12 protein-coding genes are annotated in these 15,942 nt (G+C 35.6%); 8 read left to right on the forward strand and 4 right to left on the reverse strand.

Annotation, left to right across the window (positions count from 1 at the left end; translation table 11 throughout):
• Positions 1-349 precede the first annotated feature (349 nt).
• Together M1D66_RS09475 and M1D66_RS09480 are read left to right on the forward strand one after the other, a co-directional pair.
• Positions 350-2,044: a peptide ABC transporter substrate-binding protein gene (locus M1D66_RS09475; protein WP_000823448.1), complete on the forward strand. Its 1,695-nt coding sequence runs from the start codon at positions 350-352 to the stop codon at positions 2,042-2,044.
• 82 nt (positions 2,045-2,126) lie between these two features.
• Complete coding sequence (locus tag M1D66_RS09480; RefSeq protein WP_144596519.1) at positions 2,127-2,846, forward strand: class I SAM-dependent methyltransferase; 720 nt, start codon at positions 2,127-2,129, stop codon at positions 2,844-2,846.
• Between the two features lie 40 nt (positions 2,847-2,886).
• Here the strand turns inward: M1D66_RS09480 and M1D66_RS09485 are convergent, their stop codons facing one another.
• Positions 2,887-3,282: a hypothetical protein gene (locus M1D66_RS09485; protein WP_000555000.1), complete on the reverse strand. Its 396-nt coding sequence runs from the start codon at positions 3,280-3,282 to the stop codon at positions 2,887-2,889.
• 134 nt (positions 3,283-3,416) lie between these two features.
• Here M1D66_RS09485 and M1D66_RS09490 point away from each other — a divergent pair, with 134 nt between their 5' ends.
• From M1D66_RS09490 to M1D66_RS09515, 6 genes are all read left to right on the forward strand, one after another.
• The gene (locus M1D66_RS09490) at positions 3,417-3,752 is read left to right on the forward strand and encodes a hypothetical protein (RefSeq protein ID WP_000842900.1); all 336 of its coding nucleotides are present in this window, start codon (positions 3,417-3,419) and stop codon (positions 3,750-3,752) included.
• A gap of 71 nt (positions 3,753-3,823) precedes the next feature.
• Positions 3,824-4,162 (forward strand): VOC family protein, encoded by a 339-nt coding sequence (locus M1D66_RS09495; protein WP_000511518.1) that lies wholly within the window; start codon positions 3,824-3,826, stop codon positions 4,160-4,162.
• Positions 4,163-4,417: 255 nt separating this feature from the next.
• Positions 4,418-6,514: a vWA domain-containing protein gene (locus M1D66_RS09500; protein ID WP_000702067.1), complete on the forward strand. Its 2,097-nt coding sequence runs from the start codon at positions 4,418-4,420 to the stop codon at positions 6,512-6,514.
• A gap of 79 nt (positions 6,515-6,593) precedes the next feature.
• Entirely contained in the window at positions 6,594-9,956 is a 3,363-nt protein-coding gene (locus M1D66_RS09505; protein ID WP_000175122.1) for a tubulin-like doman-containing protein, read from the forward strand.
• 57 nt (positions 9,957-10,013) lie between these two features.
• Positions 10,014-10,154, forward strand: a complete 141-nt coding sequence (locus tag M1D66_RS09510; RefSeq protein WP_001116192.1) for a hypothetical protein — start codon at positions 10,014-10,016, stop codon at positions 10,152-10,154.
• 499 nt (positions 10,155-10,653) lie between these two features.
• On the forward strand, positions 10,654-12,036 hold the full coding sequence (locus tag M1D66_RS09515; RefSeq protein WP_000051651.1) for an APC family permease: 1,383 nt from the start codon (positions 10,654-10,656) through the stop codon (positions 12,034-12,036).
• Positions 12,037-12,110: 74 nt separating this feature from the next.
• Here the strand turns inward: M1D66_RS09515 and gerSC are convergent, their stop codons facing one another.
• The 3 genes from gerSC to M1D66_RS09530 are packed head-to-tail and all read right to left on the reverse strand — an operon-like array spanning position 12,111 to position 15,880.
• Complete coding sequence (gerSC, locus tag M1D66_RS09520; RefSeq protein WP_242283361.1) at positions 12,111-13,247, reverse strand: spore germination protein GerSC; 1,137 nt, start codon at positions 13,245-13,247, stop codon at positions 12,111-12,113.
• On the reverse strand, positions 13,248-14,345 hold the full coding sequence (locus tag M1D66_RS09525) for an endospore germination permease (RefSeq protein ID WP_000166518.1): 1,098 nt from the start codon (positions 14,343-14,345) through the stop codon (positions 13,248-13,250).
• Positions 14,342-15,880, reverse strand: coding sequence for a spore germination protein (locus M1D66_RS09530; RefSeq protein ID WP_000534517.1), 1,539 nt, complete (start codon positions 15,878-15,880; stop codon positions 14,342-14,344). Before M1D66_RS09530 ends, M1D66_RS09525 begins: the two co-directional genes overlap by 4 nt.
• Positions 15,881-15,942: the final 62 nt, after the last annotated feature.

Consider the following 15,942-nt stretch of genomic DNA (forward strand, 5'->3'; position numbering starts at 1 on the left):
TAGGTAATTAGGAAGGTTCTATCGGAGGAAAATAGAGAGGTCAGTAAGTAGTAAGACAGATGAATGATAGTAAGAGACCTCATGCTAATAAGAAAAATATAGAACGTAGTAATAGATTGGAATAAGGGAAGGGATGTTTACATATAGTAGACGGGGGATAATTCATATAGTAGTTAAAACAGCAAGTTACTATAATAAAAAAATAAATATTTAGAAAATTTACAAAAATACTTTACAAAATTTTAAAAAACAGTAGAATATTAATTAATAAGAATTTTCTGATAACAAAAGTTAGTAGAGAATTTCTAAATGTTAATATCGTACATATAATTGGGGAGGGTACAAAAAAATGAAGAGAAAAAAGATGAAAAAATTGACAGCGGTTGTAGCACCAGTTTTAGTAATGAGTATGGCATTAACAGCTTGCTCTGGATCAGGAGATAAAGAGAAGGCAAGCACAACACCAAAAAGTGGTGAAAAAGAAGGCGGAAAGCTAGCGGCGAAGCAAGTGCTTAATTTAACAGAGTCTCAAGAGATTCCATCTATGGACTCTGCTAAAGCGACAGACCAAGTATCGTTTCTAGCTTTAAACAACGTAATGGAAGGTTTATATCGACTTGATAAAGATAATAAAGCAACACCAGGAGTTGCTGAATCATATAAAAAGAGTGATGATGGTAAAAAATACACATTTACATTAAATAAAAATGCAAAATGGTCAAATGGAGAGCCTGTAACAGCGAAGGATTTCGTGTTTGCTTGGAAACGTGCGGTAGATAAAAATACAGCAGCAGAATATGCATACATTATGTTTGATTTGAAAAATGCACAAGCGATTAATGAAGGAAAAGCTGAACTAGATACGTTAGGAGTAAAAGCTGTAGATGACTATACGTTAGAAGTAGAATTAGAAAATCCAGTTCCTTACTTTGTAGAATTAACTTCATTTGGAACATTTTATCCATTAAACGAGAAATTTGTAAAAGAAAAAGGAGAAAAGTACGGTTTAGAATCAGATACGACGTTATACAACGGACCGTTTACATTAACAGACTGGAAACATGAAGAAGGTTGGAAGTTAAAGAAAAATGCACAATATTGGGATAATAAAACAGTTAAGTTAGATGAAATCAACTTTAACGTAGTAAAAGATAGCGGTACACGTGTTAACTTATATGAAAGTGGACAAATCGATCGTTCAGGACTTACATCTGAATTTGTTGACAAATATAAATCAAGCCCCGACTTCTTTACACAAAAAACACCGTCAACGTACTTCTTACGCTTAAACCAAAAACGTGGTGGGCAAGATACAGTGTTAAAGAGCAAAGATCTACGTTTAGCGATTGCAAAAGCGTACGATAAAAAAGGCTTAACGAATGTAATTTTAAATGATGGTTCTACACCTGCAGATTATTTAGTGCCAAAAGAATTTGCTAAGAGCCCAGATGGAAAAGACTTCCGTAAAGAAAATGGAGATATTTTAAAAACAGATGTGAAAAAAGCAAAAGAGCATTGGGAAAAAGCGAAAAAAGAGCTTGGAAAAGATGCAATTACAGTAGAACTATTAAACTATGATGGTGATGGTGCGAAAAAAGTAGGAGAATTCTTAAAAGGAGAACTTGAGAAAAACTTACCAGGTTTAACGGTGAATTTGAAAAACCAGCCATTTAAACAAAAGTTAAAATTAGAATCAGATCTAGATTATGATTTATCTTACGCTGGTTGGGGGCCTGACTACTTAGATCCAATGACATTCATTGATATGTTTGTTACAAATGGCCCTCATAACCAAACAGGATATTCAAATCCTAAATATGATGAAATTGTACAAAAAGGTAAAGGTGAGCTATTAACGAAAACGAAAGAGCGTTGGGATAGCTTACTGAAAGCGGAGAAAATGTTATTGGAAGATGCAGCAATTGCACCATTATATCAACGTGGTGATGCTATCGTTCAAAGACCTAAAGTAAAAGGTATTGTTCACCATCCAGTTGGTGGAGACTACAGCTATAAATGGGCATATATTACAGAGGATAAGTAAGATGAGGGGCGTACAATACGCCCCTTTTTCTATGCACTTTTCTTCCGTCCTCGAATATATAAAATAAAAAAGGGAGAATCCCATGAAACGAAACACATACATCGATTTCCTAGCTTATTACGGAATAGGAAGTGCTCATCCTGGTGGTTTTACGTTAACAAAACAATTGTTAGCACGACTGCCTTTTAAATATGGAGCGAATGTCCTTGAGATAGGTTGCGGTACGGGGAAAACAGCGGCATATATGACAAGGGAATTTGGTTATCAAGTAACAACGGTTGAAAAGAATGAAATTATGATTCAAAAGGCAAAAGATAGATGGTTGTTTGAAGGGTTAGATATACAATTAATTGAAGGAAATGTAGAGCAATTACCGTGTTTGAATAACTCATTTGAGTTCGTACTTGGAGAATCAATCATCGCTTTTACAGACAAAGAAAGGGTTATCTCGGAGTGTTATCGTGTATTACAGCAGGACGGTAAGCTTGTTGTCATTGAAATGATTATTGATAGGCACATTGATAAGGGTGAGGAAGAAAAAATCGCCCAATTATATGGTATGAAAGAATTATTAACTGAGAATGAGTGGGTACAATTATTTCAGAAAGCAAATTTTAAAAGAATTACAATTGCTGGCGGTGGCACGATTGCAGAAACGATCTCTGGCTATGTAGAAGAGCCAGAATGGAATGTATCCTCACATATTCCGAATGAGTTATATGAGGCGTGGGTACAGCATGAAAATGTACGGCTTATGTACCAACACATTTTAGGGCATCGTATTTTTATATGTGAAAAATAAAGAAAAAGAGTTGGCTAAAGGTAGCCAACTCTTTACTATGTTAAATGAAAAATAATGCAGCTAATGTAATTCCGAAGATGAAACCAAATCCGAGTTCAACACCCCAGCCACAACCGCCGCCACCCCAGCCACCGCAACCACAACTACTACAACCACGACCACCACATCCGCAGCTGCTGAATCCACCACCGCATCCGAATCCACAACTATCACACCTGCTAAGGCCTCCACAAAGGTCACAACCACCGTTTGCATAAGCGTCATAGTAGCCGAATCCTGAATCAAAAGATGAGCGCTGTTGCACCGGTTCAATCCATACAGAGCTTTGTGTCACATCGATTATTTTTCCTAAATGTATACGGCCATCACGGTCTTCAATCCGAACAACTTTTCCGAAGTAACGTCGGCATGTATCATAACATTTTTGTCTATGCATGTTCTTTCCTCCTTCCGCATTACAGTAATACGATATGTAAGGGGGACAAGTGCGGCTTGTACGAATGCCCTATCTATCATAATTGTTATAGGAAAGGGGAAATATAAGAAGAGGATATATAAGGAGGAAAAGGCATGAAATCTACAGATCAGTTTCAGACATACGAAGTACCGTGGGAAGAATTTATTGAAGCGTTGCGAGAGGAAATGAAGAAGCAAGTAGGGGCAGATATTATTGATACAGTAGTTTGCAATTTAGAAGATGGTTTTGAAGTGTATACATATGTGCAGGGGGATTTAGATTTTGAATATAAGGAAGCGCTTGAGAGAAAATACGGAAGTGATGCGAAGACACCTAATGTGTTAACGATAATGTTATTAGCTAGTATTTATAATACAGGTGAAGAGAATATACGCTTGCATGCGGATCATAAAGAGAATCCGATTGTTGAAGTGTATGTAAAGCAATGAAACACGCTGTGAAAGGCGTGTTTTTTAATTGTATGATAAAATGTTAGAAAATTAAGAAAGAAGGTGATGAGTTGGGAATTAAACATCTTAATTTAACAGTTGCAGATGTAGTAGCTGCAAGAGAGTTTTTAGAAAAGTATTTTGGCTTAACTTGTAGTGGAACAAGGGGGAATGCCTTTGCAGTTATGCGTGATAATGATGGATTTATACTAACGTTAATGAAAGGGAAAGAAGTTCAGTATCCAAAAACATTTCATGTAGGATTTCCACAAGAAAGTGAAGAACAAGTAGACAAGATAAATCGAAGATTGAAGGAAGATGGATTTTTGGTCGAGCCTCCTAAGCATGCCCATGCGTATACGTTTTATATTGAAGCACCTGGTGGATTTACAATAGAAGTGATGTGTTAAGTCAAAAATCAAACTTTTTGTTATGTGTTTTTAAAATAAAAAGTAGGAAAAGTCTGTTTTAAGTGTGGAGCTTAAACAGGCTTTTTACTTATATAATTGGATAGAGAATGCTAGAAGGAATATTACCAAGTGTCTGATCTGTTTACATAATAAAGTTATGGTGGGTTAGTTGTCCTAAAATACAAGTCATATATCTTGTTTCCTCTCATAAATTTAAACATAGGAATTTGTCTACAAAGGTGGCGAAGCCTCATCATGAAAATCCGAATTTGTGCCACGTTCATGTTGTTTCTATTTATATGTTTACCTTTATCAGCTTTTGCAAAAGGAGAGGAGGCAAAGGAAAGGGTCGTTTCACTTGTATATGACGATTCGGGCAGCATGAGAAATAACGATCGCTGGAAATATGCCAATTATGCTTTGCAAAGTTTAGTTGCGCTATTGGATGAAAAAGATAAATTTTCTTACGTTCCAATGAGTAAGCCGAATGATCCATTAAACATTTCGTTAACGAAGGATAAAAGGCAAACAGAAATTGAGGGAATTGGAGCGTGGAAAACGTATTTAAATACTCCATTTAGCGCGGTAGAAACGGCGATGCAATCTATAAAAAAGGAAGCAGATATAGATGGAAAACGTGAATTTTGGCTTATTGTATTAACTGACGGGGCATTTAATGATTTAGAAAAAGATAAGGTTGGCGGAAAAGAACAAATTTTGTGGAAATTAGCCCAGTTTAAGAAAGAAATGGATGCAAAAAAGATATCGTTACATCCAGTCTTAATTACGATGGAAGAAGATTTAGGACAACAAGAAAAAGAACAACTAAATACGTTCAAGGAAATATGGAAGAAAGAGATAAATGGCGTTACGATGCCGTCAAGCGGAGAAGATGGCATTGTAAAAAGTGTAAATCAAGTGGCAGCATTAGTTGCAAATCGTGATCCATTCTCCTCTGTTGAATCGATTGTAAAAACGAAAGTATTGGGGAAAAGAGTAGAGATTACAACACCATTTCCGTTAAAGCGTATGACGCTTGTACGACAATCGCCTTCTCTGCCCGATTATCAAGTCACACAAATTTCTAAACCATTACAATTACAATCTTCTTTTTCCATACATACACCAGGAGAAGCAAAATTGTTCGGAAATATAGTTCATATAAGTACGGAAAATGAGGAAGTTATTAAACCAGGAACTTATACGATAGAAGTGGACCAGGACATTGAGAAAGAAGGACTACAAGTATTAGTTGAACCAGCGCTTAATTATACGGTTTCTACTTATGACAAAGATGATAGTAGTCAAAAAAATGTAGAGAAAATGTACGAAGGTGTTACTGCTGTTATTGAAGCAAAGCCTACGGAGTTGCCAGTTCAGTCTTCTTACTTTCAGGCAGAAGTAGAAATAGATGGAAAACAATATGCAATGAAGTGGAACGATAAAAGGCATGTGTTTTATTACGAAACGAAGCTTGGTAAAGGGTTAGTACGCGGGAAAGTTCATATGAATATAAAGGGGTTTTATAGACAGACGAAAGAATTTAAAATTGAAACAGCTGAGAAACCGAAATTATCACTTCAAACTGTTACAAAAGATTATGAAGAAAAAGTGACAAATTTAGAGAATAGTAAACCATTTGTTTTACAACCACAGTTAGATGGTAAGTTAATGACGGAAGAAGCTGTAAAAAAACTATTAAAATCTACTGGTGTCACATCTAAACAATCAATCAATTATGAAATAAAGCAACATGGAAATCAAATCTATGTTTATCCTCGTCCCTATTACTCCGACACATTTAATTTTACAGATACCGGCACCGTAGAAGCTACCATCGTAATGCAGGATTCAAAGTTACAAGAAGTAAAGAAAAACATAACATTCCATATTCAAGATGCTCCGTTTTATGAAAAATATGCGCTTATTTTTAAGTTTGTCATTCCTATCACTTTATTACTACTAGTAGTAGGAATCATTGTTTTAGGATGGATTGTTCGGCCAAGATTTCACCGGAAAGCACTACTGTATTATGAATGGGATCAAGAGGTAGCGAAAGATTGGCTATATCAATCTGAACCAGAATTACTTCGAAATAAATGGTGGAACCATTATTTTGGTATCCCATTTAGAGCAGAAAGAAAAACCGTGCAATCCGTTACGTTTATAGCGAAGAAAGGTTCGAAATCTGTCTTTGTAGCGAAAGAATCACAAGTAGTTGGAATGATTATTGATGGAATGTTTATAGCAGAGGATGAAGTAGGAATGGAACATAAGACACTATATCCAAATGAACTTTTACTAATTGATAGAGGATATGGTAAAGAGATTTACAAGTACGAATGTGAATAGTAGGTAGGGATAAGAAGGGGATGGAGTATTGATCCTCTTTCCCTTTTTTCAAACAAGCAAGAATAGGAAGGTGGTTCACATGACATTACAAGTTCCAACAATATTAATTGGTTTAGGTGGAATCGGTAGTACTGTGACGCATCAAATATATGAAAAACTGCCTGAAGAGCGCCGGAAAAAGGTAGCAATGCACGTATTTGATACAGATGTGAATACATTAAGTAAATTCGATCATATTCGAAAGTTTAAGACACAAACAAGTTCTAGTAAAACGCCAAGGGAGTATATTGCGGGAGATCCAACGATCCCAGAGTGGTTTCCGATGGATCCGACTATACTTGATAAACCATTAACAGAAGGAGCAGGACAGTTACGCGTCATTTCACGTTTAGCGTTACGTGCTGCGATGAAAGAAGATAAATTGACGTCTTTTTGGCAAGAAATCGAGAAAATCTTTCCGGTTACAAGTGATCAAACGGAATATGGTGTGCGTGTCATTATAGTAACATCACTAGCAGGCGGAACAGGTTCAGGGATGTTTCTGCAAATTGCTTTATATTTACGTGAAATGCTTCGGAAGAAATTGCAGCATCATAACATTTTAATACGCGGTGCGTTTTTAATGCCGGATGTTTTAGTAAAGACGAGAACGGTTAGCGCGAAAGAATTTGAAACGGTGCAAGCAAATGGCTATGCATCGTTAAAAGAATTACATGCTATTACGCTCGGGTCTACTGGAGAATTATCAAAACGCGGCGGTGTAACAATTGAATTAGAGTATCGCCCTGATCAAGTAGATGAAGACGGAAGAACGAATCATACAATTAAACAACATCATTTACCGTACAATTATTGTTTCTTATACGATTACGAAAACCTACATGGACACCATTTACACAATTTATCAGACTATATGGAACAGATGGCAAATACAATTTATTTACAGTTATTTAGCCCGATGTCCACAAGTCATTTTGCACAGGAAGACAATCAAATTCAGCAATTAGCAGAATCAAGCGGAAAAGGACGATATTGCGGGGCAGGAACGGCAAAACTCATTTATCCATATGAACATGTGTTAAAATATTGTGCTTTAAAATGGGCTGTGCAAGGTTTAGATGAATCGTGGCTTCATTTAGATCAACTGTTTCAAGAGAAGAAGCAAAGATACGATCAAGATGTAAAACGTGGGATGCAACGTGAAAAACCGGAGAGAGGTAAAAGTTATTTAGAGGACTTGGAGCATCTTGCTACCCGTCCAGAGCAAGCTCATATTTTCTATAGACAAATGTACAATGAAACACGTGAAGGAGCAGAGGGTGGTAAGCTCGGAGTTGCGAAATCAAAACTGTTTTTAGAAGCTGTAGAAAGTTATGTACAACGAACGGTGCAAAAAGATGAGGAATTAAATCGTCTGCAACATGAGTGTAAAATTTCAGCTACGAAACTGAAAATGATGGAACAAATGAAGGGTGAAGTGGCAAGAGTGGATCATGCGGTTCGTTTATATGCGTATGCGATTCCGAGCCGGGTACATGAACATGTAACGACACTTTTATATGACATGATTGAATCAGACCGCTTTTCACCAAGTGGTTCTGAAGGGCAGTCCTATCAATTAAATACATGGTTTTTAAAGAAAACAGATCCCGTTCACCCAGTAGCAGCACGTTTTATGTTATATGAAATTCGAAAGCAGTTAGTAGAAAAAATGAATCGACTACATGAAAATAATGAACAAAAGCGTAATGTAATTCAAAATTACGATAAAAAATTTAATGTGGGTAATATTGATGGAACGGTAACGGCTGTACGCCGAGTAGAAATTGCTCAACAACAAGGCTGGTTCGGAAAAATGATTAATAATCAGCAACGTTTATTCAAAAGAGAATTTGAAGACATCGTAACGCAATATGTACACAAATTAAATGAATATCGAAAAGAAATGCTATTAGAACTTGTATATCAATCGCTATATCAAGCAGTTAATAAAATGATTCAATATTGGGAAAGATTTTTTGATAATTTACATGAAACACGTGAAAATTTACTGTTTGAAATCCAAAAGCGCAGTAAGGAATTTGAAGGGAAAACAAACCCGACGAATGTATATGTATTAGCTGAGGAACAGCTGCAAGAAAAGATATGGCAAGATATGCAGCAACATTTAAATTTAGGTGTACTACCGAAAGATATATCAGCGGAAATTTATATGAGTTTGTACGGGGAATATTGTCGTGATGCGAAAACAGAAGAGATTCAGTCGAAAAAGGTAGAGGATTTCTACCGAGAACATATACTGAGCTATTGTTATGACGAACTGCAAGTACGCTATCGTGATAAATTAGAACTGAATATTATTGAAGCGCTGCGAAAAGAAGCAGATTATAAGAAACGTGATCGCGATGAATACGTTCGTGAAAAAATTGAAGACCTGTTCCATTTAGCGAGTCCATTCGTTCCGAAAGTTGCTCATCATAGGGAATTACAATATTGGGGTATACATCCTTCTTTAAAGAAAGAGTTGCAAGAGGAATTAATTCAAGAAATGTTTAAAGAAAAAGATACAGTACATGAAGCCTTTTCGCCATTTGAAGTGATCTGTTATCGAGCGCATTACGGCTTATCGCTGCAAGACTTTCCTAAATTATCATCAGGACATATTTCAAATGGATTTATGAATGATAAAGGTGACTATTTCCAATCGTATTATCGCCGTGTAAACAAATTAAATAGTAAAAAATCTAGTTTAACGCCGCATTTAGATAAGTATTGGCACTTACCAGCCTTTATGCCAGATTTAAACGCGACTCAAACAAAATTAGATTATGATAAATGTAATCGTGCATTACTATACGCATATATGTATCGCTGGATTAGTTTAGTTGCTGTTGATGGACAGTTTGTGTATCAATATAACGGTGTAGGACGTAGCTTTTTAATTCAGTCGATGGGGAAAAATATTTCAAGCGAAAGTTATAAATTACACAGAGCGTTGCTTCATAATCCGTTTATTTATGAAAACATCTTGTCACGATTTGAAGAAGAGCAAGAAAAGGCGATGATACAAGGTGGACATTTATATACACATCCGTTCGTATTAGGAGCCCAAGATGTAAGATGGCTTAGAAAAGAACATGTCCACAATCTTTTAGATATGATTTTAATGTATGACCGTGAAGCGAAGTATGATCCGACGTTAGAAGAAACATCAGATGAATTATTAAGACTATTCCTTGATGAAATCGAGTTGTATTTCCAGAACTATTACGGTACAGGTGCCGATATGGTGGCAAAGAAAGAGAAAGAATTGTTTATTAAACAATTGTGGGATCGCTCGCATGCAAAAGGATATGTAGATCCAAATAGCGCTCCGTATAAAAAATGGCAAAATTTATTAGGTGTTCAAGATGAAGAAGAAACGTCAAAAACGAATGTATAATGAATGAAAAGGGAATCCTTAAAAGTGGCAATACAACTTTAGAAAAGAGGGATTCTGATGCCGTTTTTAGGAAGTGTATATCAAATATTTGGGTTATATCCGGAACTTTATTATGGGATGATTTCAGCGGAGCTGCAAGAGGAAGCTCAGAAGGAGCATCTTGAAAATAGTAGTGCAGAAGCTGAAGCGGAAGAATAAAAAAAGTGCAGATGAAAATCTGCACTTTTTTGTTAGTATTAAAATGGTAAAATAACCTCAAATGAATTATTATTTTTAAATAATAATTCATTTGAGGTTATTATGATTTTCATTGCATTGTATGCAATGAAAATTGTATGAAAATCAATGTAATAAAATGTGTATGAATATTAAGGTGGAAAACAACAATGTTTTTGAGAAAATAATTATGTATAAAAATAACATTTGATACATAATCAACCGATTATTTTCGATTGATTTATTATTGACAATATAATTAATTGTATGATAAATTCAATCAGCATTCTTAATGGTTTTTTTGTACCATTAATATTTTGAAAATTCAATATGCCATAAGGAGATTGATTTTTCTGTTTTTTTTGAGGTGGGTTACTAAGTCTATAGGGGAAGTGAACTATGTATATTTTTATTTTTAAAATAGAACAGTAATAAAGAATGTAACAAGTAAGAGATAAACTTGAAAAAGAGGTTTCAAAGAATGAGTCTTTTCATAAAGAAAGCAATGGATGAAGAAAAGAAAAAAGTATTGAATCAAACTTTAGGAGCGATTGATCTAACTCTTTTAGGGATTGGAGCAATTATTGGTACAGGTATTTTCGTATTAACTGGTATTGTAGCAGCGAAACATGCTGGTCCGGCGATTGTATTATCTTTTGTATTAGCGGCAATTATATGTGCATGTGTAGCTTTCTGTTATGCTGAATTTGCATCTACAGTTCCAGTTTCGGGAAGTGTATATTCATATACATATATGACACTAGGTGAGATTTTTGCATTTATAGTTGGCTGGTGTGTTATGCTGGAGTATTTATTAGCGACTTCTGCGGTTGCAGCAGGCTGGTCAGCATATTTTCAGTCATTGCTACTAGGTTTTAATATTCACATTCCTACGATTTTTGCTTCGGCACCAGGAATGGGGAAGGGTGGAATCATTGATTTACCAGCAGTTCTTATTATTTTAGTTGTTACATTTTTATTAAGCCGTGGTGCAAAAGAAAGTGCACGAATAAATAATATAATGGTTATTATTAAACTGGCTGTTATTGTAGGATTTATTGTTGTAGGGACACAATATGTAAGACCAGAGAATTGGCAACCATTTCTACCGTTTGGTTTTCACGGTGTGGTAGGAGGCGCTGCTACTGTATTTTTTGCTTTTTTAGGATTTGATGCAGTTGCAACAGCCGCAGAAGAAGTGAAGCGTCCACAACGTAACGTGCCAATTGGGCTACTTGTTTCCTTGTTCATTTGTACGGTTCTATATGTAGGTGTTTCATTCGTGTTAACTGGAATGGTTCCGTTTACGGAATTAAATGTTGCTGATCCGGTTGCATATGCGTTGCGCACTGTAGGAGAAGATAGAATTGCTGGGTTGTTATCGGTGGGAGCGATAGCAGGGCTAACAACAGTTCTGTTAGTAGCTATGTTTGCATTTGTTCGTGTATCTTACTCGATGAGTCGAGATGGATTGTTACCAAAAAGACTTTCAAGTGTCCATAAACGTTTACAAACTCCATTTTTTAATACATGGGTTACAGGTATACTAGCAGCTTTATTAGCGGGATTAGTGGATTTGAATTTATTAGCTAATTTAGTGAATATGGGAACGATAACAGCATTTGTGTTTGTATCTATAGCTGTCATTGTATTAAGAAAGGCACATCCTAATATGAAGAGGCCATTCCGTGCTCCTCTAGTACCTTTTTTACCTATCGTTTCGATAGTAAGTTGTATATATTTAGCTTTGAACCTTTCTAAGCTTACTTTAATTAGTTTTGTGGCATGGATTATAATAGGGGTTTTCATATATTTTGTATATGCTAAAAAACATAGTAATGTTAGAAATAGAAATAAAGTATAGTCCATTGAAATAATACTTGTAATGGAAATGAAAACACGCTACTTATTCATATAAGAACAAGTAGCGTGTTTTTTCTATTTAATAATCCCATTTTCTAAAATTTTAATAGTTGGTGCCACTTTCACATTAGCTTTTGAAAAGGCACTCGGCCAATCATCTTCGACTTGTTTCCATTCTTTATATTGAAACGCTCTCGCATAATCACCAAATCCGAATGGATCAAGTTGCTGTTTTTGAATGTTGTGGATTAAATCGTTCAAATCTTTGTTTAGTTGTTTTGTAATAAGAGAAGTTAATTTCTTTCTATCTTTGTCTATATCCATATTGAATGTAAGTTCAGAGACAGCAATTTTCAAATCCATTTTAACATGAAATTTGAAGTGGTTATCGCTATAATCTGTATCGATATCACGATTCATGCTAAGAACATTTATTGTTACGAAATCGCGGCCATCGGTATCTTTTAAATCACTATTACTTTCAACTGAAGTAGAAGGGATTTTCAATGTAAGCGAAACCGGTGTATTCGCTTTCTTTTGTAACAAAAGAAGAAGGGCGCTTTCATAACGATTTAATGACATTTTATAAATTCCGCGAGAAGTTAATAGCGCGGAACCAGTAACGATAACATCCTTTTTACCTTTTTTTATTTCTGAAATAGCAGGTGTTATACCTTTATTAAACGTTTGCCTGTGAAATTCATGGAATGTCGTAAAAACGGTCCGATTGTACAGTTTGTTCGTGTTAATTAAATCTGTTAAATACTCGGGAAGGGCAGGCTTATCTTTAAAGTTATTATATATAACTGAAGAAATTGGACCGTCTACTGCAACCATGCGCATGTTTCCAGTGTTTTTAGGATCACGATACCAAACATCAAGGTAAGGCATAGCCCCTTCTTGTTTTAAAAAATTTGTGCTAAATAAAATGAGCTGTAACTTTTCTGTAGATACTAAACCGCCACTTGAACTATTAAACGTTGCTTTTGCTTCTCGAGGTGTACGTACTTTCGCTTCATGTGTTTCGTACTTTTTTTCTACGTCTTCATTAAAAATAGGATTTACGTGGTACACAATTAATTTTCCTTTTGCTTTTGCGTCAAAGCCGTAAATTAATGAAATCGATTGTTTTTCTAAGTCGAGTCGATCTCCACAGCCTGTTAAAAAGGTTATGAGAAAGTAAAGTATAGTGAAATGAATAAAGCGCCTCATTTAAACTCTTCTCCTTTTCCAATGCTGATAAAGTGTCATGTATAAGAGAAATACGACTGGGAATAGAAAAACGATAAAATAACTTGCAGTTCCCCAAAATTCTCGCAACGAACTTATTTGGTAAGAGGAAGGGATATAAAAGAATAAGATGAAAATACACCCGAATAATAAAACATAAATAGGTAATGAACTGCTTTTTTTGTTAAGTAATTGATTAATTCCATCTGAAGCAGTGAAAATATAAGGAATACAGGAATCAAAAATAATAAAGAGATAAAATGACAAAAAGATAATTTCAAATCGCTCAAGAAATGAGAAGTGAAATGGTGTAACAAGAGAAAGAGTCGGCCATAAAAACTTTGTTATACCATCTGGACTAAAATAAACAAAAGAGACAAACGTGACTTGAAGATAAATAAATAGCGTAATCAAATTCGCAAGAACAATTCCTTTTTTTGCAGATGATTTATTACTGAGATAAGGATAAAGGACAAATGCAAACTCAAATCCGAGAAACGCAATGATAGTTGATTTTACTGTGTTTAAAACTGGTATCCAGCCTTCTTTAAGAAGAGGAAGAAGATAAATCCAATGCCCATCTTTAAGCGGAATAAACAATAGAAAAGGCATCCATAGTGTGAAAAATACAGTGAAAACAGCATAGCGACTTATAATAAGAACGCCTTTACATGCTAGCATTAACATTGGAATAGATAGTAAAATCATAATTAAAAACATTGGAGTTCTAGGTAAAATCCAAATGTGAATAACGTATAAGAGGGAAAAAATTAAGGAAATAGCTGCAAGGACAGCATATAAAATCCAAAAAATCATTCCTACTCTTCCTAGCCACTCCCCAAGATAACGAGTCAGCACATCGAGTAAAGTATATCCAGGATGATTTTCCATAATTTTCACAATACATAAACTGACTAAAGTAGTGAGAGCACATCCAATAATAATAGACATCCAGCCATCTGTATTTGCCCCTTGTGCAACTTCACGCGGAAGTGTAAGGACACCGAATCCTACTTGAACACCACTAATCGTTAAAATGTATTGAAATAAACTAATCTCCCTCTTTGCACGTTTTGTCACTTATTATCCTCCTTTTCCTCAACATCTCTTTGCCGGTTATCTTGTTTTAATTGTAGAGATAGTGGTCGTTTCTTCATAATTTTCCATGGGAAACGTACAAGGGTATCTTTTAAATCCGAAGCAAATAACGGAGAAAAAGGACTACCATAAGGAACACCGAGAGATTCCATAGAAAGTATATGAATAATAATGATTGCCATCCCAACCATAATTCCAATGACGCCAAATAAAGAGGCGGCTATCATCATTGGGAATCGAAGAAGTCGAATTCCTGCTGACATTTCTAAGTTAGGAATAATGAAGGAGGCAACCGCAGTAATTGATACGACGATAACCATAACGTTACTAACAATCCCAGCTTGAACGGCAGCTTGTCCAATTACAATTCCTCCTACGACGCCGATTGTTTGTCCAACAGGCCCAGGAAGCCGAATCGCTGCTTCTCGGAGCATTTCGAGAACTAATTCCATTAATAAAGCTTCTAATATGGGAGGAAAAGGAATTTTGGCTCGAGATTCTCCAATCGTTAACAACAATTTGAGCGGAATCACTTCATAATGGAAGGAAATCATAGCAATATAAAGAGCAGGAGCAAATATTGCAATAAATAGCCCAGTGAAACGAAGAAGTCGTATAAAAGATGGAATCATGGGTCTGAAGCTGTAATCATCTATCGTCTGAAAAAAGGATGAAAAGGTCATAGGTCCTATTAATACGCCTGGTGAGCGATCTACAACAACGGCAATTCGCCCATCTAGAATATGATGTGCTGTTGTGTCAGGGCGTTCAGTTATTGATAATTGCGGAAAGAGAGTAAAGGAATTATCTTCAACAAACCCCTCTAATTCACCAGTAGTAAGAATCGCATCAACTTTTACTGACTCGATACGGGATGCCATTTCTTTTACGACATTTTCGTTCGCAACATCTGCTAGATAAAGCAAAAAAACCTTTGAAGTAGCTCGTTCACCAACAGTGAATTCCTTCACTTTCAATTCGCGATTTGGAATATATCGACGAATAAGTGCAAGGCTGTCGCTCGCTACTTCATTAAATCCTTCGTGTGAGCTTTTTATGGAGCTCTCTGTTGTAGGTTCTTCAATGCTCCTTTTTGGTGCCGCTTGCGTATCAAGCTCTAAAGCGGATAGTTGTCCGTTTATAAATAAAATACTTTTGCCGTGTAAAAGAGATTGTTCAATGTCTGTCCACTGTTGAACTTTTTTAATATTTCCGATAGAAACAGAGGCTTCCCAAAAATCGTCTTCATTCCACTCTTTAAATAAGAGAGGACGAAGAATGTTTACGTTAATAACAGTTTTGTCTACAAGTCCTTCCATATATATAAGTGCAGCTTCCTGTCCGTTTTTTAATGGAAAAGTGCGTGTTATTAATTCTGGAATACCGCTAAACATTTTGGACAAGTGCTTTAAATTAAGGGAAAGGGAAGAAGAGATAGATTTATTTAATGTGTAATCAGCTTGCTCTTGGGTAGAAAAAGATTTTTCACCACGAATCCATTTATTAAAAGACCCCATTTGTTCGCTTACTCCTTGTTATGTTTTATCCCGATTGGTGAGGGCTGATAATCAGTGGGGGA

The sequence above is a fragment of the Bacillus sp. PK6-16 genome (assembly GCF_056530295.1).

Excerpts from the sequence above, each read along its gene's own strand:
- M1D66_RS09475 (WP_000823448.1), top strand. The coding sequence starts at position 350 with ATGAAGAGAAAAAAGATGAAAAAATTGACAGCGGTTGTAGCACCAGTT.
- M1D66_RS09480 (WP_144596519.1), top strand. The coding sequence starts at position 2,127 with ATGAAACGAAACACATACATCGATTTCCTAGCTTATTACGGAATAGGA.
- M1D66_RS09485 (WP_000555000.1), bottom strand. The coding sequence starts at position 3,282 with ATGCATAGACAAAAATGTTATGATACATGCCGACGTTACTTCGGAAAA.
- M1D66_RS09490 (WP_000842900.1), top strand. The coding sequence starts at position 3,417 with ATGAAATCTACAGATCAGTTTCAGACATACGAAGTACCGTGGGAAGAA.
- M1D66_RS09500 (WP_000702067.1), top strand. The coding sequence starts at position 4,418 with ATGAAAATCCGAATTTGTGCCACGTTCATGTTGTTTCTATTTATATGT.
- M1D66_RS09505 (WP_000175122.1), top strand. The coding sequence starts at position 6,594 with ATGACATTACAAGTTCCAACAATATTAATTGGTTTAGGTGGAATCGGT.
- M1D66_RS09510 (WP_001116192.1), top strand. The coding sequence starts at position 10,014 with ATGCCGTTTTTAGGAAGTGTATATCAAATATTTGGGTTATATCCGGAA.
- M1D66_RS09515 (WP_000051651.1), top strand. The coding sequence starts at position 10,654 with ATGAGTCTTTTCATAAAGAAAGCAATGGATGAAGAAAAGAAAAAAGTA.
- gerSC (WP_242283361.1), bottom strand. The coding sequence starts at position 13,247 with ATGAGGCGCTTTATTCATTTCACTATACTTTACTTTCTCATAACCTTT.
- M1D66_RS09530 (WP_000534517.1), bottom strand. The coding sequence starts at position 15,880 with ATGGGGTCTTTTAATAAATGGATTCGTGGTGAAAAATCTTTTTCTACC.